Source organism: Flavicella sp. IMCC45537 (assembly GCF_057197705.1).
Map to the genome: position 1 here is coordinate 3,502,479 of NZ_CM170067.1, position 23,528 is coordinate 3,526,006.

At 33.1% G+C, this 23,528-nt stretch carries 21 protein-coding genes; 13 read left to right on the top strand and 8 right to left on the bottom strand.

The genetic code is table 11. The annotated features are described in order from the left end of the window. Window positions 1-16 precede the first annotated feature (16 nt). Together AC2DGP_RS14255 and AC2DGP_RS14260 are read right to left on the bottom strand one after the other, a co-directional pair. Window positions 17-1,357 (bottom strand): DUF5723 family protein, encoded by a 1,341-nt coding sequence (locus tag AC2DGP_RS14255; protein ID WP_484490732.1) that lies wholly within the window; start codon window positions 1,355-1,357, stop codon window positions 17-19. Window positions 1,358-1,372: 15 nt separating this feature from the next. Next, window positions 1,373-3,019, bottom strand: a complete 1,647-nt coding sequence (locus tag AC2DGP_RS14260; RefSeq protein WP_484490733.1) for a hypothetical protein — start codon at window positions 3,017-3,019, stop codon at window positions 1,373-1,375. A 141-nt stretch (window positions 3,020-3,160) separates the two neighbouring features. Here AC2DGP_RS14260 and AC2DGP_RS14265 point away from each other — a divergent pair, with 141 nt between their 5' ends. Genes AC2DGP_RS14265 through AC2DGP_RS14275 form a run of 3 tightly spaced genes read left to right on the top strand, consistent with a single transcriptional unit; the run spans window position 3,161 to window position 6,583 of the window. After that, on the top strand, window positions 3,161-4,441 hold the full coding sequence (locus tag AC2DGP_RS14265) for a hydroxymethylglutaryl-CoA reductase, degradative (RefSeq protein WP_484490734.1): 1,281 nt from the start codon (window positions 3,161-3,163) through the stop codon (window positions 4,439-4,441). Then, on the top strand, window positions 4,441-5,340 hold the full coding sequence (locus tag AC2DGP_RS14270; protein WP_484490735.1) for a GYDIA family GHMP kinase: 900 nt from the start codon (window positions 4,441-4,443) through the stop codon (window positions 5,338-5,340). The genes AC2DGP_RS14265 and AC2DGP_RS14270 overlap by 1 nt, the downstream gene beginning before the upstream one ends. A 22-nt stretch (window positions 5,341-5,362) precedes the next feature. Beyond that, on the top strand, window positions 5,363-6,583 hold the full coding sequence (locus AC2DGP_RS14275) for a BaiN/RdsA family NAD(P)/FAD-dependent oxidoreductase (protein WP_484490736.1): 1,221 nt from the start codon (window positions 5,363-5,365) through the stop codon (window positions 6,581-6,583). On the opposite strand, the gene AC2DGP_RS14280 is transcribed toward AC2DGP_RS14275, so the two are convergent. The 3 genes from AC2DGP_RS14280 to AC2DGP_RS14290 all read right to left on the bottom strand — a co-directional run bounded on the left by AC2DGP_RS14280 (window position 6,580) and on the right by AC2DGP_RS14290 (window position 10,138). Further along, window positions 6,580-9,447: a TolB family protein gene (locus tag AC2DGP_RS14280; protein WP_484490737.1), complete on the bottom strand. Its 2,868-nt coding sequence runs from the start codon at window positions 9,445-9,447 to the stop codon at window positions 6,580-6,582. The genes AC2DGP_RS14275 and AC2DGP_RS14280 overlap by 4 nt on opposite strands. A gap of 17 nt (window positions 9,448-9,464) precedes the next feature. Next, window positions 9,465-9,701 (bottom strand): hypothetical protein, encoded by a 237-nt coding sequence (locus AC2DGP_RS14285; RefSeq protein ID WP_484490738.1) that lies wholly within the window; start codon window positions 9,699-9,701, stop codon window positions 9,465-9,467. 80 nt (window positions 9,702-9,781) lie between these two features. After that, window positions 9,782-10,138 (bottom strand): MotA/TolQ/ExbB proton channel family protein, encoded by a 357-nt coding sequence (locus AC2DGP_RS14290; protein WP_484490739.1) that lies wholly within the window; start codon window positions 10,136-10,138, stop codon window positions 9,782-9,784. A gap of 268 nt (window positions 10,139-10,406) precedes the next feature. On the opposite strand from AC2DGP_RS14290, the gene AC2DGP_RS14295 reads away from it, so the two are divergent. The 7 genes from AC2DGP_RS14295 (at window position 10,407) to AC2DGP_RS14325 (ending at window position 16,783) form a co-directional block, all read left to right on the top strand. Next, a complete protein-coding gene (locus AC2DGP_RS14295) occupies window positions 10,407-11,411 on the top strand; it encodes a sensor histidine kinase (RefSeq protein ID WP_484490740.1) in 1,005 nt (334 codons plus the stop codon). A gap of 7 nt (window positions 11,412-11,418) precedes the next feature. Then, window positions 11,419-12,132, top strand: coding sequence for a LytR/AlgR family response regulator transcription factor (locus AC2DGP_RS14300; protein WP_484490741.1), 714 nt, complete (start codon window positions 11,419-11,421; stop codon window positions 12,130-12,132). 35 nt (window positions 12,133-12,167) lie between these two features. Further along, window positions 12,168-13,250, top strand: coding sequence for a diphosphomevalonate decarboxylase (locus AC2DGP_RS14305; RefSeq protein ID WP_484490742.1), 1,083 nt, complete (start codon window positions 12,168-12,170; stop codon window positions 13,248-13,250). A 53-nt stretch (window positions 13,251-13,303) separates the two neighbouring features. After that, on the top strand, window positions 13,304-13,831 hold the full coding sequence (locus AC2DGP_RS14310) for a toxin-antitoxin system YwqK family antitoxin (protein WP_484490743.1): 528 nt from the start codon (window positions 13,304-13,306) through the stop codon (window positions 13,829-13,831). A 126-nt stretch (window positions 13,832-13,957) separates the two neighbouring features. Further along, entirely contained in the window at window positions 13,958-14,884 is a 927-nt protein-coding gene (locus tag AC2DGP_RS14315; protein WP_484490744.1) for a mevalonate kinase family protein, read from the top strand. Between the two features lies 1 nt (window position 14,885). Continuing rightward, complete coding sequence (locus AC2DGP_RS14320; RefSeq protein WP_484490745.1) at window positions 14,886-15,824, top strand: geranylgeranylglycerol-phosphate geranylgeranyltransferase; 939 nt, start codon at window positions 14,886-14,888, stop codon at window positions 15,822-15,824. Between the two features lie 77 nt (window positions 15,825-15,901). Further along, complete coding sequence (locus AC2DGP_RS14325) at window positions 15,902-16,783, top strand: pseudouridine synthase (protein WP_484490746.1); 882 nt, start codon at window positions 15,902-15,904, stop codon at window positions 16,781-16,783. 51 nt (window positions 16,784-16,834) lie between these two features. Here AC2DGP_RS14325 and mnmC2 read toward each other — a convergent pair whose 3' ends face one another. Next, complete coding sequence (gene mnmC2 / locus AC2DGP_RS14330) at window positions 16,835-17,506, bottom strand: tRNA (5-methylaminomethyl-2-thiouridine)(34)-methyltransferase MnmC2 (protein WP_484490747.1); 672 nt, start codon at window positions 17,504-17,506, stop codon at window positions 16,835-16,837. A 181-nt stretch (window positions 17,507-17,687) separates the two neighbouring features. On the opposite strand from mnmC2, the gene AC2DGP_RS14335 reads away from it, so the two are divergent. The 3 genes from AC2DGP_RS14335 to nadB all read left to right on the top strand — a co-directional run bounded on the left by AC2DGP_RS14335 (window position 17,688) and on the right by nadB (window position 21,456). Then, window positions 17,688-18,764, top strand: coding sequence for a branched-chain amino acid aminotransferase (locus AC2DGP_RS14335; RefSeq protein WP_484490748.1), 1,077 nt, complete (start codon window positions 17,688-17,690; stop codon window positions 18,762-18,764). 90 nt (window positions 18,765-18,854) lie between these two features. Further along, window positions 18,855-19,853, top strand: coding sequence for a quinolinate synthase NadA (gene nadA / locus AC2DGP_RS14340; RefSeq protein ID WP_484490749.1), 999 nt, complete (start codon window positions 18,855-18,857; stop codon window positions 19,851-19,853). Between the two features lie 34 nt (window positions 19,854-19,887). After that, the gene (gene nadB / locus AC2DGP_RS14345) at window positions 19,888-21,456 is read left to right on the top strand and encodes an L-aspartate oxidase (protein WP_484490750.1); all 1,569 of its coding nucleotides are present in this window, start codon (window positions 19,888-19,890) and stop codon (window positions 21,454-21,456) included. 409 nt (window positions 21,457-21,865) lie between these two features. Here the strand turns inward: nadB and AC2DGP_RS14350 are convergent, their stop codons facing one another. Both AC2DGP_RS14350 and AC2DGP_RS14355 read right to left on the bottom strand, forming a co-directional pair. Further along, window positions 21,866-22,252: a pyrophosphohydrolase domain-containing protein gene (locus AC2DGP_RS14350; RefSeq protein WP_484490751.1), complete on the bottom strand. Its 387-nt coding sequence runs from the start codon at window positions 22,250-22,252 to the stop codon at window positions 21,866-21,868. Window positions 22,253-22,527: 275 nt separating this feature from the next. Beyond that, a complete protein-coding gene (locus tag AC2DGP_RS14355; protein ID WP_484490752.1) occupies window positions 22,528-23,448 on the bottom strand; it encodes an ion channel in 921 nt (306 codons plus the stop codon). Window positions 23,449-23,528 lie beyond the last annotated feature (80 nt).

Sequence of the window (23,528 nt, forward strand, 5' to 3'; positions counted from 1 at the left end):
ATCGGTAATTGATAATTTACTGAACGTTGTTTGCAGTGTTTTTGGCTTTTATGTGTTTGTTATATCCAAAAACAAAGTTTAAACCAACGCGAACATTTGCGCCTGTTGCTTCTTCAGGTTTTGTAAATAATGCTTTTAAACTATCGGTAGCAGCATACAATTGTAACGGCCCTAATTTCATGGCAAAGTTTGCCCCGAATAAGAATTCATTGTCAATACCACCCATACTAGTTAAAACACCAAGAGTAGTTTTGTTTAATGTTCTGTTATATCCCAAAGAGTAGCTTGGTTTGAATTCGTCAAAAGCATGAGTGTTAAATGCCGCTAAAGTAAACGTGTTTTTTTCTGTCAGTGCGTAACGAGCAGAAAGGTAAGTTTTCATGTTTAATTTTGTTTCAAACTCTTCCTCTGTTTCGTTCGTATCGAATATTCTTTCTAATTCATCTAGAGCATTGTTTTCAAGTCCGCCAGCGTCATCTCTAAGATCAATTCCTGAGTAGGTTTCTCCGTTAGTATCTTCAATATTAAAATTCTTGATATCCTCTTTCCAAGTGATAGATCCAACGTCATTCACAGCGATCTCAAAAGTTAATTTTTTAGTAGGTTTAAAGGTAGCACCAAAATCAAATCCCCATCCTGTGTTTTCTGTAAAAACTTTGAAATCATCTGTTCCGCCTTCATCAAATAGGCTGTTTCCCGCACTGTTTACAGTTGCATTCTGAGCAGATAATATATAGTTTCCTAGCTCATCTATTTCTAAAGATGCAGTCGCTCCTTCTTCTGTAGAACTGTGCACATAACCATTTAGGTATTTAGCCCTTACGGCAATGGCAAGTTTGTCGTTAAAGAAAGTTTGTGTGATACCAATACCAAATTCATTATATCCTGTGTATTCACTGATCTCGTTTAAAGAAAAGCTGGCAGTGATTCCATTTGCAGCAATTCCTAAGAAATCTTTAGAATATCTCCAGTTGTTAGTAGCTCTAGAGTTGGCAAAGATCGTAAATGAACCTCTTTTTCTTTTGAATGCCATATAGAACAAGTTAACTGTAACATCAACATTCAGATCATTTAGATCGTCTGCTTCATCATAAAGGTTTGCTAGGTTAAATTCCAAATTATTTGATTCGTTTTGTACCAGTAATTCGTTTACTTTAAAACCTGAATTGAAGTTAAATCCTAAATTGGCTACCGGGACAGCAAATGTGAACGAATTCTTAGGGATGTATACGGGTGATACATTTTGTGTTTGAACTACATAATCACCAAGATTGTAGAACGAAAAATAATCTTGTGCATTGATATTGTTAGCAGCAACAACTAAAAATGCTATGTATATGTAAATTTTTTTTTTCATCTTTTATATTTTTTTTTAGTTGTTCTCTTCTTCATCATCACCTGTAATCTCTAAAGTAATATTTGCTTTAAGGATTAACTTTATTGTGTCAGAGCCGTTTAGTTTAACCACCTCTGTACCTGAATTAAATGTAATTTCTAATCCAACTTGCGTAGCTTGTTTTAATAATTCCATTTCGCTGAAACTAAATTCTAAAGTATTTGTGGTGTTCGTCGAGCCGTTAGATTTTCCAGTTGCATCAGTTGGTGCCGCTTCAAAAATATCAATAGATTTAGTAAGTCCAATGGGTGCTCCGTTTTCTTTGAAGATTAGATCAATTGTTCCTGATAAAGGAATATTGTTGATTGTAGTTACATCTAGAGTAAGTTCATTTAAATCATTAACATCATCACCTAAGTCAAGTTCTATGTCATCTTGAGAAATTGTTACATCCGTGAATTTGACAGTTAGCGGTACATCAATTGTAACATCTACAGAAAGACCATTGTTTGTTGTAGCGTAGAAGTTTGCATTTGTTGCGGCTAAAACTGGATTTGCTTTTCCAGAAACATTTAAATTGAATCTAGTAGGAGCAGATGACAATAAGGCATTGATATTTGAGTTGTCCTTGTTTAAGGTTGTAGTGGTAACCACAGCAGTAGTTGGAACAGAATAAGCTGCTACACCCTCAAAAATAATATAATTACTACCTGCTGCTAATTCGTCTGCATCAGTACTTGTATAAGTTAAAGCTGTAGAGGGAGTTCCTACTCCTTTGTCTCCAGCAATACCACTAACATCAATTCCAATAGGAAATCCAAAGTCATTTGTCGCAGAGATAGTCATTGATGCATCTTCAAATGTAATACCATCACCGAAATCGTTAAAGAAATCTATATCGATTGTACTATTGTCTACAGATAATCCTTCTTGTTTGAAATCGCCATACACAACCTTTGTTGAAGCATCTTGTATTTGAGCAGAGTATATAATTTTATCCGATCCATTTATTGTCTCCCCTGTTTTAAATTTAAATTCGGCAGCTATATCAACTACAAAATTGTTAACGATTGATGTGTTATAATCGGTTCCGTCATGAGTAAAGTCAGCATTATAAAGACTTAGGTTTATTTCATGGGGGCCATTGTCTGCAGGTAGGTTGTATTCTACATCAGTAAATCCTATCAATGATGGGATTGAAACCGTGACTGTAATTAAAGATTCAAAACTTGAGTCAAAGTTCAATATTAATTTTCCATCATTAAACTCAGCACCAGTTAGGTTCTGTGAAACTGTAAAGGTATGTTGTAATTGATCAGTAATCTTTTCGTTGTTATCAGCTGGTATTAAGAAAGGATCGGTAGGCAGTACGATAGGTGATGCAATAGTTTTTGGTCCTAGTGTTTCATTAGGAATAGTTGCGTTAAAAGCACTATCATCTCCTCCATTAATACTTTCTGTGTAGGTAAATGAGAAATTTCCATCTGTGTCTTCATCTAATTCTTTAACCTCTAATTCGTCAAAAAGTTCTGATAATGTATAAGTTGCATGACCCACAGGAAGATTCACTCCGCCCTCCCAGGTGAAATCTTCTATCTCGTTATCGAAATAACTTATATCGCAAGAAGTAAAAATACTTGCTAAAATTATGGCTGACAAGCCAAAAAGTTTTGTTTTTTTCATGTAATTTATTTTAAAAGTGTGAGTATTTGGTTATTGGACAAAGATAAGAATTATAAATTAACATAATTTAACAAAAGATATAGTAGTTGCATATTTAGCGTAATCGGTATCTTTGCCGTCATAAATGAGAATTTAACAGATATGGTAAGAAGAATTACAGGATTTTCTAAGTTTTCTAAGGAAGAAAAAATTGATTGGCTGGTAAAAGCATTTTTTAATAAACAGTCTATTACAAAAGAGACGTTAAAAAAGTATTGGAATACGGATGAAAAATTGCAAAGACTACATGATGATTTTATAGAAAATACGATTTCTAATTTTTATTTACCATTTGGTGTCGCTCCAAATTTTATTATCGATGGTGTTGATTACACGATTCCTATGGTTATTGAAGAGAGCTCTGTGGTAGCAGCAGCTTCTTTGATAGGGAAGTTTTGGAGTACAAGAGGTGGTTTCAAAACAACGATATTAGGAACAACCAAAATCGGACAAGTTCATTTTATGTTTAGCGGAGCTCCTTCTGATATTGAAGCATATTTTAAGGAGGTGAAAACGGATTTGTTTGCAAGTACCGAGTCGATTACAGCTAATATGCGTAAGCGTGGAGGTGGAATAGTAGACATAGAATTACGATCAAAGACAGAAGAATTGGAGAATTATTACCAGCTACATGTGACTTTTGAAACAAAGGATTCTATGGGGGCTAATTTTATCAATTCTTGTTTGGAGGCTATTGCTTCTAGGTTTGAAAAAGATGGAATTCAAATAGTAATGAGTATTTTGTCTAATTATGTTCCGGAATGTTTGGTAAGGGCTGAAGTTTCATGTAAGGTAGAGGAGTTAATTCAAGGTACTTCGGAAATAGACCCTAATGAATATGCAAGAAAGTTTAAGACGGCTATTGATATAGCGAATGTGGAACCTCACAGAGCGGTGACACATAATAAAGGAATTATGAATGGTATCGATGCTGTTGTATTGGCAACGGGTAACGATTTTAGAGCAATTGAATCTTGTGCGCATGCATATGCCGCTAAAGAAGGACGTTACAAGAGTTTAACTCAGTGTGAGGTGAAAGATGGGGTTTTTAAATTTTGGATAGAGATTCCATTGGCCTTGGGTACAGTTGGCGGATTAACAGCATTGCATCCCATGGCAAAATTATCTTTAGAATTGTTACAAAATCCATCAGCAGAAGAGTTAATGAAAATTATTGCAGTGGCTGGGTTGGCTCAAAACTTTGCTGCATTGAGAGCTTTAACCACAACCGGAATTCAGAAAGGGCATATGAAAATGCATTTAATGAATATCTTGAATCAATTGGGAGCTTCTAATGAAGAAAAAGAATTGACGGTTGCTCATTTTGAAAAAGTTCCGGTAACTCATAGTGCTGTTCATGAATTTTATAATACCTTAAAATAATGGAACAGTTTTATAGTAATGGAAAATTACTTTTGAGTGGGGAGTATGCGGTTTTAGATGGAGCTGTTGCTTTGGCTGTTCCCACAAAGTTTGGACAAAGTTTGGAGGTAAGTCTTCTTGATGTTCCTGTATTGATTTGGGAAAGCTTTAACTGTGTGAAACAGTTGTGGTTTCAGGCAGAAATAAAATTGGATAAGTTGTCTGAATTAAGTGAAGAGCCTACATTGGCTACTTTACAAAAGATTTTAATGGTGGCGCAAGAATTGAACCCATTGTTTTTGTCTGATGGCAATGGTGCTTTTGTGCAAACATTTTTAAGTTTTCCTAACGAATGGGGGTTGGGTACTTCTTCTACCTTAATCAATAATATTGCAAGTTGGGCTAAAGTTGATGCTTTTGAGTTACTGCAGAAATCTTTTGGAGGGAGTGGTTATGACATAGCTTGCGCTCAGAACCATGTTGCAATTCATTATCAGCTTGGAAAAACAAACCCAATGGTGAACCAGGTTACTTTCTGTCCTGAGTTTTTGGATCGTATTTACTTTGTGTACTTAAACCAAAAACAAGATAGCAAAGATGGAATTCAATTGTATAAAAACACCTTGGGAGATAAGAAATATTTTGTCGCTGAAATTTCTAAACTGACGGAAAAAATAACTTTGTGTACAGATTACAAAGAGTTTGTTTCTTTATTAAAAGAACATGAAACTGTTACAGGAGATTTTATAGGTGTAGTTCCAATACAAGAGCAATTGTTTGCTGACTTTAAGGGTGTAGTTAAAAGTTTGGGAGCTTGGGGAGGTGATTTTGTAATGGCTGTTGGAGATAAATCGACACCAACGTATTTTGAAGAAAAAGGATTTGAAACAATAGTACCTTATAAAGATATGATTCTATAGAATTATAAAGAAGTTGATGCTTATGAATGTTAAAAGAGATGTTGTTATTGTAGGAGGTGGAGCTGCAGGTTTTTTTACTGCGATTACAGCAAAAGAAAAGAATCCGAATTTGTCCATTACAATTCTCGAGAAAGGAAAAGAGGTGCTTCAAAAAGTGAAAATTTCTGGAGGCGGAAGATGCAATGTAACTCATGCTTGTTTTGTTCCAAAAGACTTGACAGAGTTTTACCCAAGGGGTAGAAAAGAATTATTAGGTCCTTTTCATCAATTTATGACTGGAGACACCATGGAGTGGTTTGAAAGTAGAGGGGTGCCGTTAAAAATAGAAAAGGACAATCGTGTTTTTCCACAATCGAACTCTTCTCAAAGTATTATCGATTGTTTTGAACGTTTGGTAGCTAAGTATGACATTGAAGTTTTAAAAAATCATGGCGTCAATTCCGTAAAAAAAGAAAATGAAATTTGGGAGGTTTCAAGTACTAAAGGAGTTTTTGAATGCGATAAATTGGTAATTACCGCAGGGAGTAGTAAACGAGTTTGGGAGTTGGTTTCTAGTTTAGGGCATAAAGTTATAGATCCTGTTCCTTCTTTATTTACTTTTAATATTAAAGATCCAAGATTAACCGATTTACTTGGGGTATCGGTTCCTCATGCAACGGTTAAAATTGTGGATACAAAATTGGAGTCCTATGGGCCATTGTTGATAACACATTGGGGGTTAAGTGGTCCTGCCGTGTTAAAATTATCAGCTTTTGGTGCAAGGAAATTAGCAGAAAAAAATTATGAGTATCAAGTGGAGGTGAATTGGTTGTCTAAACCCTTAGGTCAGGTGATTCAAGAACTTCATAAAACAAAAAAAGCAAATACGAAAAAACAAATCGGTTTAAGATCTCCTTTTGAACCAATATCTAAAAGGCTTTGGGAGCGCTTGGTTACTATCGTTGGGGTAGATGCAACGAGTAAGTGGGCAGATTTGAGTAATAAAAACTTGGAGGAAATTGCAGGTCAGTTATCAAAAGCAGTTTTCAAAGCTAGCGGGAAAAGTACTTTTAAAGATGAATTTGTAACAGCAGGAGGAATTGCTCTAAAAGAAATAAATTTTAAAAGGTTTGAGAGTAAGTTACATAAGAACTTGTTTTTTGCCGGAGAAGTTTTAAATATAGATGCCGTAACGGGTGGTTTTAATTTTCAAAATGCTTGGACAGGTGGGTTTATTATTGGTAATGTTTTGGCTGAAAACTAAAACCCTATTTGTATAAAAACTTCGAAAGCACTTGTTTTACTAGGGTTGCTGAAATTGTTGTTCATCAAGAAACTTTGTCTCAGTCCTAGAGCAACCGGTGCAATATTGAAATAAATATTGTCAAAGATCAGCTCTGCTCCATAAGAATTTTGGTTGATTGTAGTTGGTGTTACTATAACGGTTGGATCGTCGTTTGAGCCTTCTGTAGTATAGGTTTTAGTATTTATACTACTTGCATCAATAAAAGCATTGAATCTAATTCTTTTGAAATACGTTAATCCCCAAATACCAAAATCGGGGTAAATTACAGGTAATTCATAGTTTGCAGAAATTTTTATTACTTGTTCATTTATTATGGCTGTATAACCTCTTGCATATCTAAAAGTGTCAGAGTACCTGTATTGGTTTTCAATAAGTTCTTTTTGTCCGTTAAAAACGAAGTTTAAACTATGGTTTTTGGCTAATCCAGGAAAGAAAATTAAACTATTAAATGATAACTTTTCTGCTGTTACATCCGTTATACTTTTATTGTAATTGAAGGTTAGGTATTGTCCCCATCGAGGGGCAACATTTTGCAAAGCCGTTCTTCGAATATTAGAAAGTGTAATACTTGATTCTATAGCTCCAAAATTTAAACCAATAGTATTAGAAATGTCATAATTGTAAGTGTCATGTTGTATGTAGTTAGTTGCAAATGCAAAAGACTGTGAATAGTTTCCTTTGAATCTAGAAATTGGGATTGAAAAACCACCACCATATAATAATTCATCAAATTGAGTGTTAAATGCCAGCCCAAATGCACCATAAGTAGAATTTCTTTTAAGGGTAGCCGTTTTTATATTCCAACTAAAAAGTCCTTTTCCGTACCCAACATCAGCACGCAAACTATTAGTTCCTTCATTGATATTGTGTAAAAGGGCAATGTTTCCTCTAAAATCATTCAAAATATTTTGAAACTGTACATTTGCTCCCCAAGTATTGGTAGAAGTGGTAGAAGTTGTGATTCCCCAACTGTGTAGTTTTGTTCCTTTAAAAAATCCTTTATAATCTTTAGTATCATAGGTTTCTTTTGGAATAGAATCTAGAATAGCATGCTCGATATTTGTAGTTTTTAAATCGTAAAAATTTGAATTTTCTAAATTAGGGATTTTAAAGGATTCAAATTCAGTTTGTAAATTTTGTTCTTTCAGTTGATATCCTTTCGTAGTGAATTCAGCGTATACAATTTTTTTGTTGTCATTTGAGATATCTGGGAAGTAGGCTCCAACTTTTACAGAAGAAATTTGTTCTAGGTTTCTTTTGCCGTTCAAGTCTAAGCTATAAATGTTATCAATTCCACTATAAGATGCAGTAAAATATAATTTGTCTGTTGAAAGTGTGTATTGTCCTATAGTCGCAGTAGTCCAATTTGAAATTTGGATGTTCTTTTTTTGAGCGATATTGTATTTGAAAAAAGCGAGTTTTGAATTTTGTTTTGCTAGGTAAATAATAGACGTATTGTCTTTTGACCATTTAGGAGTACTTAAAAAATCATTGTTAGGATTCGGTAATGTTCCCAATAGATTCCCGTTTGAAGCGTCAATAATATCGATGGTATATTTTATGTTTTCTTGGTATTGAACGGCAGTTATTTTTGAACCGTCGGAAGCGTAGTGAGGAGAGAAATAACGTTTGTTTTTGGTTAAATGTTTCTTTTGGTTTGAATTGTAGTTGTATGTGATGATATCACTATAATTTTTATTGGCATGTCTGAGGTCTTTTTGATGCTCTGTCCAAGTAATATAGTTGTTGTTGATAGAAAGATATTCTTGAGCCGCAATACCAATCGTTGTTAGTTTTTTCTCTTTACCCTTATTTAGCTCTACTAAATAAGGGGTTTCTTTGAAACTTCTTTTTAATGCAATAATATTTCCATTATTTAAATATTGCGGAAAAGTATAGTGAGTAACAGTCTTTGAGTTTTTTGTAGGAACTAAAATATTTTCTGTCTTTTTAAGATTGGCATTTTCACTTTTCCATTTTTCTTGCAGTGCTAAGGCACTTTTTTTATACATTTTAGTGGTAGAAAAACCTGTGTGTTTTTTCATTGCACTAGAAAATGGATATAGCCCGAATTTATATCTTCCCGCGTCAGCTAAGATTTTGCTACCCGTTTCTATCTCGTAATTATTTCTAATATGGTTGTTAATCATATATCCCAATGGATAAATATTAGGGACAATATCTTTATAAGAACCATTTTGTGCTTTGTGGTAAGAATAAATTTTGTCCTCTAGAAATAATGCCCGTTGCTCTTTAAAGAAATATGGATTTCTCCCACGACCATTTTCTGAAAGTAGGGATTCGATAAGTACGGCATCTCCTTCAAGATACCAAGATGGAATACTTAAGCCTTGACTAAATGCCCATCCGTTTTGACCCGCAACAATGTGAAAAAATTTTGTCACCCCACGATTTGAGTTAGCATATTGCAGTGCATGTCTGTATTCATGCATCGATAATAAATCTAACCAATCTGGTGTTCCAAGAGAAGATTGGTCTTGTGGACTTATGGCAAAAAATTCTGATCTGTAAGGGGATAGAGTTACAAAGCCATTGGATATAGTTTGTTGGTTTTGAAGTACAATGTCAATTTTTTTGGATTTGCCTCCAACTGAAATTGTTTTATTTTGATGTATATATTCTATAACATCCGCAATTCTTTGTGCTTGTAGGTTTGTACCTTCAGGAAATATAACTTTTACATTTTCTGTTTCAATAGATTTCCAATCAATATCAGCAGCATGCTTTCCAAGAGTTTGTGCGTTTGATTTAAGATAAAAACAGAGAAAGCTAAAAAGAACTAGGAGTTTTAAAATTTTCATAGCGGTGAAAAATTGTTTTATTGAGCTACTTGACCACGGTGAGGTTTTAAAGCGTCTCGGTAGGTTTTCATGTCAATTTCATCAACAATGATGTAAGCAGTGGCATGCATGTCAGAAATTTCCTGAAAATCAATTTCGTAAAAATTTAATTTTTCAATTTCTGCAAATTCTTTTAAATGTATGCAATGGTGTTTTGCAGTGCCCAGCCCGGCAGGACCTTTAAAGTCCCAAATAAGTTTTAGTTTTCTATCCAAAATAAATACCTTCTTAGTAATTGATGTAAACAAAAATAACTAAAAAGGTACTTATAAATTGAGATCTAAATAAATAGATGTTATTTTTTATTAGGGGTGCCCTTTTGAAGCCAAGTAATTACAATAGTGCCAAGTTTAGAAATTAGATAAATAAAAACCCCAAAAACAGTAGGATAAAAACTAATTTTTAATCCGCCTGCAAGAACCTCCTGAGATACGGATGTTTGTTGCATGTAGCTGAAGGCACTTAGTAATCCAATAATTTGTCCGAGTATCCCAAAAGTAAGAGCAAACAAACCAATGGAATTGATTAGTTTAGGAAGTTTGTTTGATGTGTTTTTTGAGGTAAAAACTCTGATCAATAAAAAAGCAATGATTGCTAAGAGAATTAATAAAGAGTACATAAAAAGTGGTCCTCCGTCGTTTAAAAATTTCATAATTATATTTTTAATGTTATACACCGTAAAAGTATTTAGGATAAAGGCTATTGATTTTATTTTGCGACGAATCTAAGAGATCCCAACGGATACTGCAGAATTTCATGGTTATTTGCGTTTTTCTTGTCTGTTTAGTTAAATCACCTTCCAAATACGTCATCTATCTCAAATATTATGTAATTTAAATAAAATACCTTTTCTTGTTGTTATGAATTTAAGACCTATTTTTTTTAAGCTTAATAATACTCTAAGACATGCTTTTTTTTGGATGTTAGTTTGGCTTTTTTATGTCTATTTTTATAGTTTCAAGTCAGGGAATATCTCTTATATTCTTTTGTTTTCATTGGCATTAATTCCTATTACAATGGGGGCAACTTATTTTGTGAATTATCATCTGATTCCGAAATATTTGGTGCCAAAAAGATATGGGAAATTTATCCTTTATGCTATTTATTCAGTGGTTTTAGTTGCGTATGCTATTGTGTTTGTGATGCTGGGTGGCTATGTGTTTTTAACAGATCTACAGGTAATGGAAATACCGCCTCTAGGTTGGAGCTTGTCTTATATACTGCTAAGTGTTTATTTGGTTGTGATTGTGGTGGCCGCATTCCATCTGTTGAAAATGAATTACGAAGCAAACGAAAAGTTTAAAGATTTACAGCAGAAAATATTGGAAACTCAGTTGCAGGTAAAGGAGCAAGAGTTGCTGTATTTAAAGAAGCAAATTCATCCTCATTTTTTATTCAATACTTTAAATACTATTTATGGTTTTGCTATAAGAAATGCAGGAGAAACCCCAGAGCTTATTTTAAAATTATCAAATTTATTAGATTATATATTGTATCAAGTAACAAAGCCAAAAGTTACTTTGATAGAGGAGGTTGAGCATATAAAGGAGTACATTAGTTTAGAAGAGATTAGATTTCAGGATTCTTTGAATGTGTCTTTTTGTTATAAACCCATATCAAAAGCTGTTGAGGTGGCTCCTATGTTGTTGATTCCGTTTGTAGAGAATGCTTTTAAACATGGAGCCTTGATAGACGGAAGGTTGCAAGTTTTTATGGATTTAGTATCGAGTGAAGATAGTTTTGAGTTTGTGATTAAGAATTCTTTTCTTTCAGAAGATGAAGGGGGAAGAAATACGGGAGGGATTGGATTAGAAAATTTAAAAAAAAGGTTAGCTCTTTTGTATCCGGATCGGCATCGGTTGGAGATAAAGGTGGATGAAAATTGGTTTTATGTGTTTTTAAAAATTGAACATTTGAATAATTGAGAAAAAGATGGAAAAAGTAAAATGTTTGATTGTTGATGATGAGCCGATAGCTAGAAAAATTTTAGAAGACTTTTTATCTAAAATTGAAGCTTTAGAGATTGTGGGAAGTTGTAAAAATGGGATTGAAGCATTTAATTGTATTGCTTCTAATAAAGTTGATTTGATATTTTTAGATATTCATATGCCAGAGATTTCTGGCTTGTCTTTTGCAAAATCTATTGATAAAAAGATAAAGATAATTTTCACTACAGCCCATAGAGAGTATGCGGTTGATGGTTTTGATTTACAAGCTTTGGATTATTTATTGAAACCAATTTCTTTTGACCGTTTGCAACAATCGGTTTATAAATATCTTGGAGAGTTTAAGGAATTGGTTTCTGTTGAGCCTGAACAGAAAATATTAAAAAAGACAAATTTTTTCTTTGTGAAATCAGATCGTAAAATGATAAAAATAAATTTTTCTGAAATTTGTTATATCGAGAGTCTGAGTGATTATATAAAGATTGTTTTGTTAGAAAAAACAGTTGTAACCAGAGAAACGATTTCTAGTGTTGAGGCAAGGTTGCCATATGAAATATTTATGCGGTGTCATCGATCCTATTTGGTTTCCGTACCTAAGATAGAGTCATTTACTAGTGAGTTTGTTGAGGTGTCTAAAAAGGCAATTCCCATAAGTAGATCGTACAAAAAAGATGTGTTGCATAGATTGGAGTCTATTTAAGTAAAACAAGTATCTTTGCTGAAAAATTTTAAGATTTGACTACAAACGATTTTATTGCGAATTCTAGCCAAAACACGGTAAAGAGCGGTATTACTACATGGAAAACTCCTAGTAATATTGCCTTGGTGAAATATTGGGGAAAAAGAGATCCTCAATTGCCAGAAAATCCATCTATAAGCTTTACTTTGAATAACTGTCATACAATTACCTCTTTGACTTTTGAAAAAAAAGAAAAGAAAGAGGATGTATTTAGTTTTAAAATTATTTTTGAAGGGGAAGAGAAACCTTCTTTTCAACCAAAAATTCAGAAGTTTTTCGAGCGTATTGCAATCTATGTTCCTTTTATAAAAGAGTATCATTTTGTAATCAGTTCTGAGAATTCTTTTCCGCACAGTAGTGGTATTGCTTCATCAGCAAGTGGTATGTCTGCTATTTCGATGTGTTTGATGCAGTTGGAAAAACAATTAAATCCTGATATTTCTGAAGCCTATTTCTATAAAAAAGCTTCTTTTTTAGCACGCTTAGGTTCTGGTAGTGCTTGTAGAAGTATTAAAGGAGAACTGGTAGTTTGGGGCGAGCATTCTGAAATAAAAGGTAGTTCAGATTTATTTGGTGTTCCTTTTTCTGGAAAAGTTGCTCCTGTATTTGAACATTATCAAGACACAGTGTTGCTTGTAGATAAAGGAGAAAAACAAGTAAGCAGCACAGTTGGACATGATTTAATGCATGGCCATCCTTTTGCAAAAAATAGGTTTGAACAGGCTTATGGTAATATTTCTAAAATGAAAACTATTTTAGAAACAGGGGCTGTATCAGAGTTTATTGCATTGGTAGAGAGTGAGGCACTCACGCTACATGCGATGATGATGACGAGTCATCCTTACTTTATATTGATGAAACCAAAAACTTTGGAAATCATTGAGAGAATATGGAATTATAGAAAACAAAATAATTCTAATATTTGCTTTACTTTGGACGCAGGTGCCAATGTACATTTATTATACCCCATTTCAGAAAAAGAAACAGTACAAGAATTTATAGCAAATGAACTTGCTGGTTTTTGTCAAAACGGTCATTATATCCACGATGAGGTTGGGTCTGGTGCAATAGAAATGTAGAAAATATGAAACTTAAGGGGTTGGTTTGTTTGTTGTTTTTGGCAATAAATTTTATGTATTCGCAGAAAGATACTATTTGGTTTGATACTGATTGGAACGTTCAATTAAAAGATTCTGCAACCTATTACAGGTTGTCAGAGCATAAAGAGGTGAGGTTTAAAGATTCCTATCATTTTGTTGATTATACAAAGGACGGATTAAAATTAAAAAAAGGAATTTCTTTACTTGAAACATCAGATAAGTTTGAAGGAGAAGTGGTCTATTATAATGAAGGAGTTTATATAAGTGAACGAATTTTGTATAGAAATGGTTCTCCTTATGGTTCTCATAAAATATATTATAACTCAGGTAGATTAAAAAGTGTAAAAACCTATAATTTTGGAGTACTTACCGGGCCTAGTAAAGTGTATTATGAGGATGGTGTTTTAAAAGAATCGGGTGCTTATACTAATAATGAACGTAATGGAGAGTGGAAAGTGTATTATCCAAATCGTAAATTAAAGGAGCAAGGGCAGTATCATAATGGGGTTCGTGTTGGGGTATGGAAGGTGTACTATTATAATGGAACTTCACAAGAGTAAGGACTGTACGTCAGTGGTATAGTAAGGTGATTTGCTGCAGGTTTTTGTGAAAAGGAATATTTGCACCTAAAATAAACTGTTTATTTTTGCTTATCTTTGCAATGCTATGACTAAATTTTAACTTGTATGAAAGGACCTTTATTTTATGCCAAAATTTTATTGTTTGGAGAGTATGGAATTATAAAAGATTCCAAAGGTTTGGCAATCCCTTATAACCACTACCAAGGTGCGTTAAAAATTTCAGAAGAAAACACTGAAGAGGCACAAAAGTCAAATGCGAATTTACAAAAGTTATATACCTATTTATCGGCATTAGATTCTGATTTAGTTCAGTTTGATCTGGAAAGTTTGAAAAAAGACGTTTCTAATGGTATGTATTTTGATTCTAGTATCCCTCAAGGATATGGAGTGGGAAGTTCAGGGGCTTTAGTTGCTTCTATTTATGATAAATATGCATTAGATAAAATTACAGTTCTTGAAAATCTTACAAAGGAAAAATTGCTGAAATTAAAGCAGATTTTTTCATTAATGGAATCGTTTTTTCATGGAAAAAGTTCTGGTTTAGATCCTTTAAATAGCTATTTGAGTTTGCCTATTTTAATCAAATCAAATACGAATGTTGAACCTACCGGTATTCCATATCAAAAGGATGGAAAGGCAGCCGTATTTTTGTTAGATTCAAAAATAATTGGTGAAACGGAGCCGATGGTAAATATTTTCATGAACAAAATGAAAAGTGAAGGCTTTAGGAAAATGTTTAGTGAAGAGTTTGCTGCGCATACAGATTCTTGTATTGAAGATTTCTTACAAGGAGACGTAAAGTCTTTGTTTTCTAATATGAAAAGTTTATCAAAAGTTGTTCTTGATAACTTTAAACCTATGATTCCATCAGCATTTCATAAATTATGGAAACAGGGAATTGATTCAAATGATTATTACTTGAAACTTTGTGGTTCAGGTGGAGGTGGATATATTTTAGGTTTTGCCAAAGATTATGAAAAAGTAAAAAAACAACTTAGCGCCTATAATTTAGAGTTAGTTTATAGATTTTAAAATGGATCTATTAGAAATTGCTGAGCAGAACAAAAAATTAAAACGTCCAGTTTTTTACGGTATCATTGGTATGCTTTCTGTCATGAGAGGGTATAATATTTTGGTGGTTGTGGTGGCACAATACTTGGCGTCTATTTTTATTTTTTCACCAGAGAAACCATTAAAAACTATTCTTTTTGATGCGCATTTATTTATTACAGTATTTGCCACTAGTTTGGTAATTGCTGCCGGCTATATAATAAATAGTTTTTATGACTCTGAGGTTGATAAAATTAACAAACCCATTAAGTCTAAAATAGATAATTTTGTAAGCCAAAAAACAAAGCTTAGAACTTACTTTGTGCTTAATGCTACCGGTTTTATGTTGGGATTTATAGTCTCTTGGAGAGCAGCAGTTTTCTTTGCTGTTTATATTTTTTTAATTTGGTTTTATTCGCATAAATTAAAAAAATATCCTCTTGCTGGTTTGTTGTCCTCTGCGGTGCTTGCTATGTTGCCTTTTTTTGTTGTGTTTGTTTATCATAAAAACATTTCAGAAATAATTTTCACCCATGCGGCTTTTCTGTTTTTTATTATAACCATTAGAGAGTTGATAAAAGATTTGGAAGGAATTAAAGGAGATTTTGTGAATGATTATCAAACCATACCCGTAAAATATGGAGAAAGATTTACAAAAATCTTAATTTCGGTGATCGTATTAGTGTCTTTGAATCCAATTTATTTTTTATGGAAGTATCCAGAGATTGGAGAAATGAAATATTATTTTTATTTAGTATTCGTGATTTTTTTGTTTTTTCCGATAGCTTTATGGAAAGCCGAGAGCATGAAACAATACAATATGTTACATAATATACTTAAATTTTTAATTGTGTTAGGAGTTTTAAGTTTGATGTTGATAGATACTTCTGTTTTGATATCTAGAGTTTTACAGAAAATATAGGGTGTTTTTCTTTTCCTAAATTTTCAAGATGTAAATCAATTTTTAACTGTATTTTTGCAAAAAATAAATTTTTTAAAATGAGTACAGAAAGAAACTCGTCGAGAGGACGACAACAACGATCTAATAATTCGGCACCAAAAAGAAAGAATACTTCTCAAGGGAGCTTTGATAAAAAACCTAGTGGATTCAAAAAACGTCCAAGTAAGTTTGAGAAATCAGCGCCTGCTAAAGTTGTAAAAAATGATGTTGGAGGAATTAGATTGAACAAGTATATTTCTAATTCAGGTGTTTGTTCTCGAAGAGAGGCAGATGTTTTAATTGCTGCCGGTAGTGCTATGGTAAACGGCAAGGTGATTACTGAAATGGGGTACAAGGTACAATTAACAGATGAAGTTCGTTTTGACGGAACCTTGATCAACCCTGAAACTAAGAGATATGTTTTGCTAAATAAGCCTAAGAATTATATTACCACTATGGACGATGAAAGAGGTCGTAAAACGGTAATGGAATTGGTACATATGGCAACAAAAGAACGCATCTATCCTGTAGGTCGTTTGGATAGAAATACAACAGGATTATTGTTGTTTACGAATGATGGTGAGTTGGCGAAAAAATTGACACATCCAAAGCATAATGTGAGAAAATTATATCACGCTTCTTTAGATAGAAAATTCGCGGTAAGTGATTTGCAAAAATTAAGTACAGGCGAGTTTATGGTTGAAGGGAAGAAAGTGTTTATTGATGATGTAGCGTATGTTGAAGGACAATCAAAATCAGAGGTAGGAATTGAAATCCATTCAGGGAGAAATAGAATTGTTAGAAAGATTTTTGATACTTTAGGATATAAGGTTGTAAAATTAGATAGAGTTATTTTTGCTGGGATGACCAAGAAAAATATTCAAAGAGGTCATTGGAGACATTTGACAGAACAAGAATTAAATAACTTAAAAATGATATAACACGAATCATTTTAGAGATAATAAAAAAGCCTTTTCCAACGAAAAGGCTTTTTATTTTTTAGTGATTTTTATTGCATGTAGCATTTCTCTCTTTCCAGGAGGTCCTGGGAGTCTACTTACGGTAAATCCAACAGCAATCATTGCTCTTCGTACACTTCCTTTAGCAGAATAAGTGACTAACACGCCATTTTCGTTTAGAGAATTGTACATTTTCTGAAAAATTTCTTCTGTCCAAAGTTCTGGTTGAACGCGAGCTCCAAAGGCATCAAAATAAATCAAGTCAAATTTTTCAACATCATCAATGTCTTTGATGAATTGTTGTCTTTTTGTTAGGTAAAAATCTTCGTGAATTTTTTGTCTTTTATTCCAATCGAATAGATGCATTTCCTCAAATTTATGAGAAAAATTTCTAGCTTCTAATTCTGAAACATAATTCAATTGAAGAATTTCATCCTCCTGAATTGGGTATGCCTCTACACCAGTATAATCAATTTTTAAGTTTTTTTTGGCAGCCTCTAACAAGGTGATGAAGCAATTAAGCCCTGTACCAAAACCAATTTCTAGAATTGATAAATCTTTTTTCTGATGTGTTTCTAATCCATTTTTAATAAAAACATGATAAGCTTCTTGAATAGCACCATGTTTAGAGTGGTACTGTTCGTCCCATTCAGGCATGTGTATGGTTGTAGAACCGTCAGAAGTTATGATGATTTCTCTTTTCAAAACGAATTATTAATTAGGTAACAAATATACCTAAAGCTTTTAGGATTGCTAAAGTTTTGATGTTTTATTTGTTTTCATAAAAATGATGTGTCAATTTGATGCGATAATTCATAGAAGAATATGCCTATTATCAATAAAAGTGTTATTTTTGTAGTCTTGTTTATAACAAACAATTTAGATCATGATATTAGACAAAACAACAGAAATCGACATCCAAAAAGTAGCAGAATCTAAAATCTCACAAATAGATTTTAGTAATCTTTCTTTTGGAAACGTCTTTACAGACCACATGTTAGAATGTGATTACAAAGATGGTAAATGGCAAGCTATTAAAATTAGACCTTATGGTCCTATTTCTTTAGATCCTTCTGCAAAAGTCTTTCATTATGGTCAAGCTATCTTTGAAGGGATGAAAGCATACAAAGATGAGAAAGATCAAATTTGGATGTTTAGACCCGATGAAAACCAAAAAAGGTTAAACAAATCAGCAGTGAGATTGGCAATGCCTGAATTTCCAGAAGGAATGTTCTTTGATGGCTTAGAAACTTTATTGAACATTGAAAAAGAGTGGATTCAAAAAGAAGAAGGAAGTTCTTTGTACATCCGCCCATTTGTGATTGCAACAGAGTCTGGCGTATCTGCCAATCCTGCAAAAGAATATAAGTTTATGATTTTATGTTCTCCAGCGCAATCTTATTACAGTGGAGAGGTTAGAGTATTATTTGCAGATACTTATAGCCGTTCGGCAAGTGGTGGTGTAGGGTTTGCAAAATGTGCTGGAAATTATGCAGGACAGTTTTATCCAACAAAATTGGCTAATGATGCAGGGTACCAGCAAGTAGTTTGGACCGATGCAAGCACGCATGAAAATTTGGAAGAAGCAGGAACGATGAATGTTTTCTTTAGAGTAGGAGATAAGTTAATTACAGCTCCAACTTCTGATAGAATTTTAGATGGTGTAACACGTAAAAGTGTATTAACCTTAGCTAAAGATTTAGGAATTGAAGTAGAGGTAAGAACTATTTCTGTTTATGAAATTGAAGAGGCCGCAAAAAACGGATCGTTGAAAGAAATGTTTGGAGCAGGTACTGCTGCGGTAATCAATCCTATTTTAGGGTTTAGTTTTAGAGGGACTGATTATGAGTTGCCTAAAACGGAAAATAATTATGCTTCGATTTTCAAAGAAAAAATTACAAGTATACAAACGAAAAAAGCCGAAGATAAATTCGGTTGGACATATAAGGTTAGAGAAATATAGTCCAGTGATAAAATGAATATAAAACTTGTGTAATTCAATTGCACAAGTTTTTTGGGATATAGAAGTGCCTATCTTTTTGATATAAATATTATGAATACTACATTAGAACAAGCTAAAAATAACATGATTTCTAAAGGTTTTTTGGATGTTGAAACTCCAGAAAAGATTGATTATGTTAAAGAAATCCAGAGATTAAAGAAGGAGAAAAATGCTGTTATTTTAGCACATTATTATCAAGAAGATGCAATTCAAGATATTGCAGATTTTGTTGGTGATAGTTTAGCATTAGCACAAGAAGCTGCAAAGACAGATGCTGATATTATTGTTTTCGCAGGAGTGCATTTTATGGCCGAAACTGCAAAAATTTTAAATCCAACAAAAAAGGTTTTACTTCCTGATTTAAAGGCAGGTTGTTCTTTAGCTGATTCTTGTCCTCCAGCTGATTTTAAAAAATTTACAGAAGCGCATCCAGATCATAAAGTGGTAACTTATATCAACTGTTCAGCTGAGATTAAAACAATGAGTGATGTTGTTTGTACTTCAGGAAACGCGGTTAGAATTATAGAATCTTTTCCTAAAGATCAGAAAATAATTTTCGCACCAGATAAAAATTTAGGAGATTACCTAAATAAACAAACAGGTAGAGATATGTTGTTGTGGGATGGGGCTTGTATGGTGCATGAAGCATTTTCAATTGAAAAATTATTGGATTTACATGCAGAACACCCAGATGCTGAAATTATTGCGCATCCTGAGTCTCCTGCACATATTCTTAAAACAGCTTCTTTTATTGGTTCTACTGCAGGTTTGTTGAAGTATGCTAGGGAGAGTAAAAAAGAAAAGTTTATTGTGGCTACGGAAGCTGGAATATTACATGAAATGATAAAGCAAGTACCTAATAAAGTATTGATCCCAGCTCCTGCAGATGAAGATAATACCTGTGCTTGTAGTGAGTGTGCTTACATGAAATTAAATACGATGAAAAAATTGTATACCTGTATGCAACATGAATTGCCAGATGTTGATGTGGCTCCTGAAATGGCGGCAAAAGCATTACTGCCAATCGAAAGAATGTTAGATTTGTCTTAATAGATACCTACTTAATATCTCTCAAAGAAAAAAAATGATCAAAACTGATTACCTTGTAATAGGGTCTGGTATTGCAGGATTAACCTACGCATTAAGAGTAGCACATCATCATAAAAATAGTAATGTCATTATTGTTACTAAAGATGATAAAAGCGAATCAAATACCAAGTACGCCCAAGGAGGGATCGCTACGGTGCATGATTTAAATATTGATTCTTTTGAGCAACATATTCAAGATACATTAATTGCTGGTGACGGACTTTGTGATGAAGAGGTGGTTCGTATGGTTGTGGAGGAAGGACCGGATAGACTTCAGGAATTGATTGATTGGGGAGTTCAGTTTGATGAGAATAATATAGGAGACTTTGATTTAGGTAAAGAAGGTGGTCATTCTCAAAACAGAATTTTACATCATAAAGACATTACAGGTTACGAAATTGAACGTGCCTTGTTAGTAATGATTTCTAAAACTTCGAATATTGAAATATTTGAAGAACACTATGCAATAGATTTTATAACAGAGCATCATTTAAAGCCTGATTTGCAAAATGAAAAATCTGGGATCACTTGTTTTGGAGCTTATGTGTTAGATAAAAGGGCCAATGAAGTTAAAACAATAGTGTCAAAAATGACGATGATTGCTTCTGGAGGAAGTGGACAGGCCTATACTACTACTACAAATCCGTTAATTGCTACGGGTGATGGAATAGGAATGGCATATCGTGCAAAAGCAGAAATAGAAGATGTTGAATTTGTTCAATTTCATCCAACGGCTTTGTATCAATTGCCACAAGAGTCACCAGCTTTTTTAATTTCTGAAGCGGTGAGAGGTTTTGGAGCTAGATTGAGAACTGCAAAGGGTGAGTTTTTTATGAAGAAATATGACGATCGTGAAGAATTAGCTTCTAGAGATATTGTTGCTCGAGCAATTGATACAGAATTAAAAGCTAGTGGAGATGATTATGTGTTTTTAGATTGCACTCATTTAAATTATAAAAAATTCAAAAAGCATTTTCCAAATATCCTAGATAAATGTAAGAGTTTAGGTATCGATATTAGAAAGAAATGGATACCTGTTGTTACGGCTGCACATTATATTTGCGGTGGTATTAAAGTGGATGTTCATGGTCAGACTTCCATAGATAATTTATTTGCATGCGGAGAGTGTACTTCCACTGGGTTGCATGGAGCAAACAGATTGGCTTCTAATTCATTGTTAGAGGCATTAGTGTACTCTCAGCGTAGTTACGTGAAAAGTATTTCTAGATTAGAAAGTATTGATTTAAATGAGAGTGTGCCTGATTGGGATACTGCTAATACCTCCCAAAATAAAGAGAATATTTTGATTACACATGGTCGTTCTGCTGTGCAAAAAATAATGAGTGATTATGTTGGGATAGTAAGGTCTAATAGACGACTAAAAAGTGCCGAAAAAAGACTTAGCTTTATTTATGAAGAAACGGAAGAATTGTATAAGGAATCAATTATTTCTGTTGAATTATGTGAATTAAGAAATTTAATCACTACGGCTTATCTTATTTGTAAATTTTCGATGAAAAGAAAAGAAAATAGAGGAGGCTTTTTTAATAAAGACTTTGTGTAATCTAGTTTTACAATAAAATTATAAAACTAGATGTACCTGTAAGAAGTTCTTTTTCATAGCAATCTTCCCAACGATTCTAGCAATTCGTTTACAGTCAAAGTCAATGCATTTCTCAATGGATTGAAAATAAATAGGATTATTCATACTATGTTTCTTTTGATTAAAAGATGTGTAATTACATCTTTTAAAAACATTCTTAGGGGTGCAACAAAGGTACTTGATTGTAGTAATTACAGCAATCCTAATTTATGTCATATTTTGAAACTCACTATTTTTAGGGAGTGTTTTTTTCGGTTGTTTGTTCTTGTGAATTTCGATCAAAAAATGCTGAATGTATGGCAGTGAAATGTGAGGATAGCTATTTGATTTATGAGTTTTCCTTGTTGGATGTTCGTTGTTTTTTGATAAACTAAGAGTTTAGGATTTCCTCGATATTTGGTTTGAAATAGTCTGGCCCTTTTAACACCTTTCCATCTTCACGATAAATAGGTTTTCCATCCTTACCAAGTTTACTCATATTGCTTCGCTGAATTTCGTTAAAAACTTCTTCAATTTTATGTTGCATTCCATGTTCTAAAATAGTTCCACATAATATATAAAGCATGTCTCCCAAAGCATCTGCAACTTCAACAATATCATTGTTCTCAGCGGCTTCTAAATATTCTTCATTTTCTTCAGCCATTAGATTGAATCGTAACTTGTTTTTTGCTGTTCCTAAATTTGCTATCGGTGCCTCATTGATTCCAAGCTTAAAAGATTCGTGAAATTCTTGTACTGCTTTTATTTTGTTTTTCATTTTAAAGTATGATTTTGAAATTGTTCTTTTTGTAGTTAAAAAGATAATTTTCCTTATTGTTTTGATTATTTTTGCCTAAAATACAAAATTATGTTTAGTAGTGGTCAATTGGCTTTTGCCGGTTTTTTTGTTGTAGCGTTTGTAGCTTTAATGATATGGAGTTATAGAAAAGATATACAGCGTCATAAATTACATTATAAAAATGTAGGCTACAAAGTAGGAATAACCTGTGTTGTGGTGATATTTGTATTTATAGTTCTGAGAATTTTAATACACTAATCTGCAGGTTCTGTTTGATTTAACAGGTCGTGGTCTAAAATGATTTGCCCCTCTTTACTGAATTTTACTGATGAGGTAAACTTGGTGTCAACTAGTAAGTTGTTAAAGGCATATGAGTGCATCTTGTATACTTTTTGGGCATATGATTCCTCGTGATATTGAAACAAGATATAAATATTTGCTTTTAGTTTTAAAAGTTCCTTGTTGCTGTATTTGTGCAAAGGACTGTTTTTATCAATTTTGTGAACTATGGTCCACATGGTTGGTAAATAAGAGACCTTGTCACGTTCTAATTCCAATTGAAAAAAGGATCTTTTGAACGTTCCTTTTTTATCCTTTTCAGTAATAGTTAAAGTAACTTTGATTTCAGGTTCAATCATGATAGTGGTTCGTTTGTTAGCGAGCCTAAACATGAGTGCTCTTTCTTCTTCAAAATCTCTTACTACTAAAGATTTGCTGAATTTTAATGATGGTTTTGGTTTAGAAAATCTACCATATAGTAAACCAGTAATAAAAGAAAAACTCATCAAGCCTGCCAAAGCTTCCAAAGAAGATACTACACCGCTAAGTATTCCCGTAGGAGATATAGCACCATAGCCTACGGTTGTAATTGTTTGGGCGCTAAAATTGAAAGCATTGAGAAAATTTTCCCACCAATAACCAGATGGTATGGTGAGTTCTTCAATTCCTATCCATAAATAGATGAGTGCAAAAAAAGTGTTTAATAATATAAATCCAAGACTCACCAATAAAAGAAATACTCCCCAAGACAGTCCTAGTAGATAGGTGTATAAGTCATCAAAATTTCTGGATCTATTGAGGTGAAGTACATTTGAAGCCCCTTCTGGAGTAATAAAACTCTGTACATTTTCGTTAGAGATGTATCCTAAACCTGGATCTTTTATTTTTTTTGCCATAACCTGAATTCCTGTCCAAGCAAATATAGGAACTTTGTGATAAATTTAATTTTTTATGCTCTGATGAAATTTGTAAATTA

Excerpts from the sequence above, each read along its gene's own strand:
- AC2DGP_RS14310 (WP_484490743.1), top strand. The coding sequence starts at position 13,304 with ATGTATTCGCAGAAAGATACTATTTGGTTTGATACTGATTGGAACGTT.
- nadB (WP_484490750.1), top strand. The coding sequence starts at position 19,888 with ATGATCAAAACTGATTACCTTGTAATAGGGTCTGGTATTGCAGGATTA.
- AC2DGP_RS14260 (WP_484490733.1), bottom strand. The coding sequence starts at position 3,019 with ATGAAAAAAACAAAACTTTTTGGCTTGTCAGCCATAATTTTAGCAAGT.
- AC2DGP_RS14315 (WP_484490744.1), top strand. The coding sequence starts at position 13,958 with ATGAAAGGACCTTTATTTTATGCCAAAATTTTATTGTTTGGAGAGTAT.
- AC2DGP_RS14335 (WP_484490748.1), top strand. The coding sequence starts at position 17,688 with ATGATATTAGACAAAACAACAGAAATCGACATCCAAAAAGTAGCAGAA.
- nadA (WP_484490749.1), top strand. The coding sequence starts at position 18,855 with ATGAATACTACATTAGAACAAGCTAAAAATAACATGATTTCTAAAGGT.
- AC2DGP_RS14350 (WP_484490751.1), bottom strand. The coding sequence starts at position 22,252 with ATGAAAAACAAAATAAAAGCAGTACAAGAATTTCACGAATCTTTTAAG.
- AC2DGP_RS14355 (WP_484490752.1), bottom strand. The coding sequence starts at position 23,448 with ATGGCAAAAAAAATAAAAGATCCAGGTTTAGGATACATCTCTAACGAA.
- AC2DGP_RS14275 (WP_484490736.1), top strand. The coding sequence starts at position 5,363 with ATGAATGTTAAAAGAGATGTTGTTATTGTAGGAGGTGGAGCTGCAGGT.
- AC2DGP_RS14280 (WP_484490737.1), bottom strand. The coding sequence starts at position 9,447 with ATGAAAATTTTAAAACTCCTAGTTCTTTTTAGCTTTCTCTGTTTTTAT.
- AC2DGP_RS14265 (WP_484490734.1), top strand. The coding sequence starts at position 3,161 with ATGGTAAGAAGAATTACAGGATTTTCTAAGTTTTCTAAGGAAGAAAAA.
- AC2DGP_RS14295 (WP_484490740.1), top strand. The coding sequence starts at position 10,407 with ATGTTAGTTTGGCTTTTTTATGTCTATTTTTATAGTTTCAAGTCAGGG.
- AC2DGP_RS14320 (WP_484490745.1), top strand. The coding sequence starts at position 14,886 with ATGGATCTATTAGAAATTGCTGAGCAGAACAAAAAATTAAAACGTCCA.
- AC2DGP_RS14290 (WP_484490739.1), bottom strand. The coding sequence starts at position 10,138 with ATGAAATTTTTAAACGACGGAGGACCACTTTTTATGTACTCTTTATTA.
- AC2DGP_RS14325 (WP_484490746.1), top strand. The coding sequence starts at position 15,902 with ATGAGTACAGAAAGAAACTCGTCGAGAGGACGACAACAACGATCTAAT.
- AC2DGP_RS14300 (WP_484490741.1), top strand. The coding sequence starts at position 11,419 with ATGGAAAAAGTAAAATGTTTGATTGTTGATGATGAGCCGATAGCTAGA.
- AC2DGP_RS14270 (WP_484490735.1), top strand. The coding sequence starts at position 4,441 with ATGGAACAGTTTTATAGTAATGGAAAATTACTTTTGAGTGGGGAGTAT.
- AC2DGP_RS14255 (WP_484490732.1), bottom strand. The coding sequence starts at position 1,357 with ATGAAAAAAAAAATTTACATATACATAGCATTTTTAGTTGTTGCTGCT.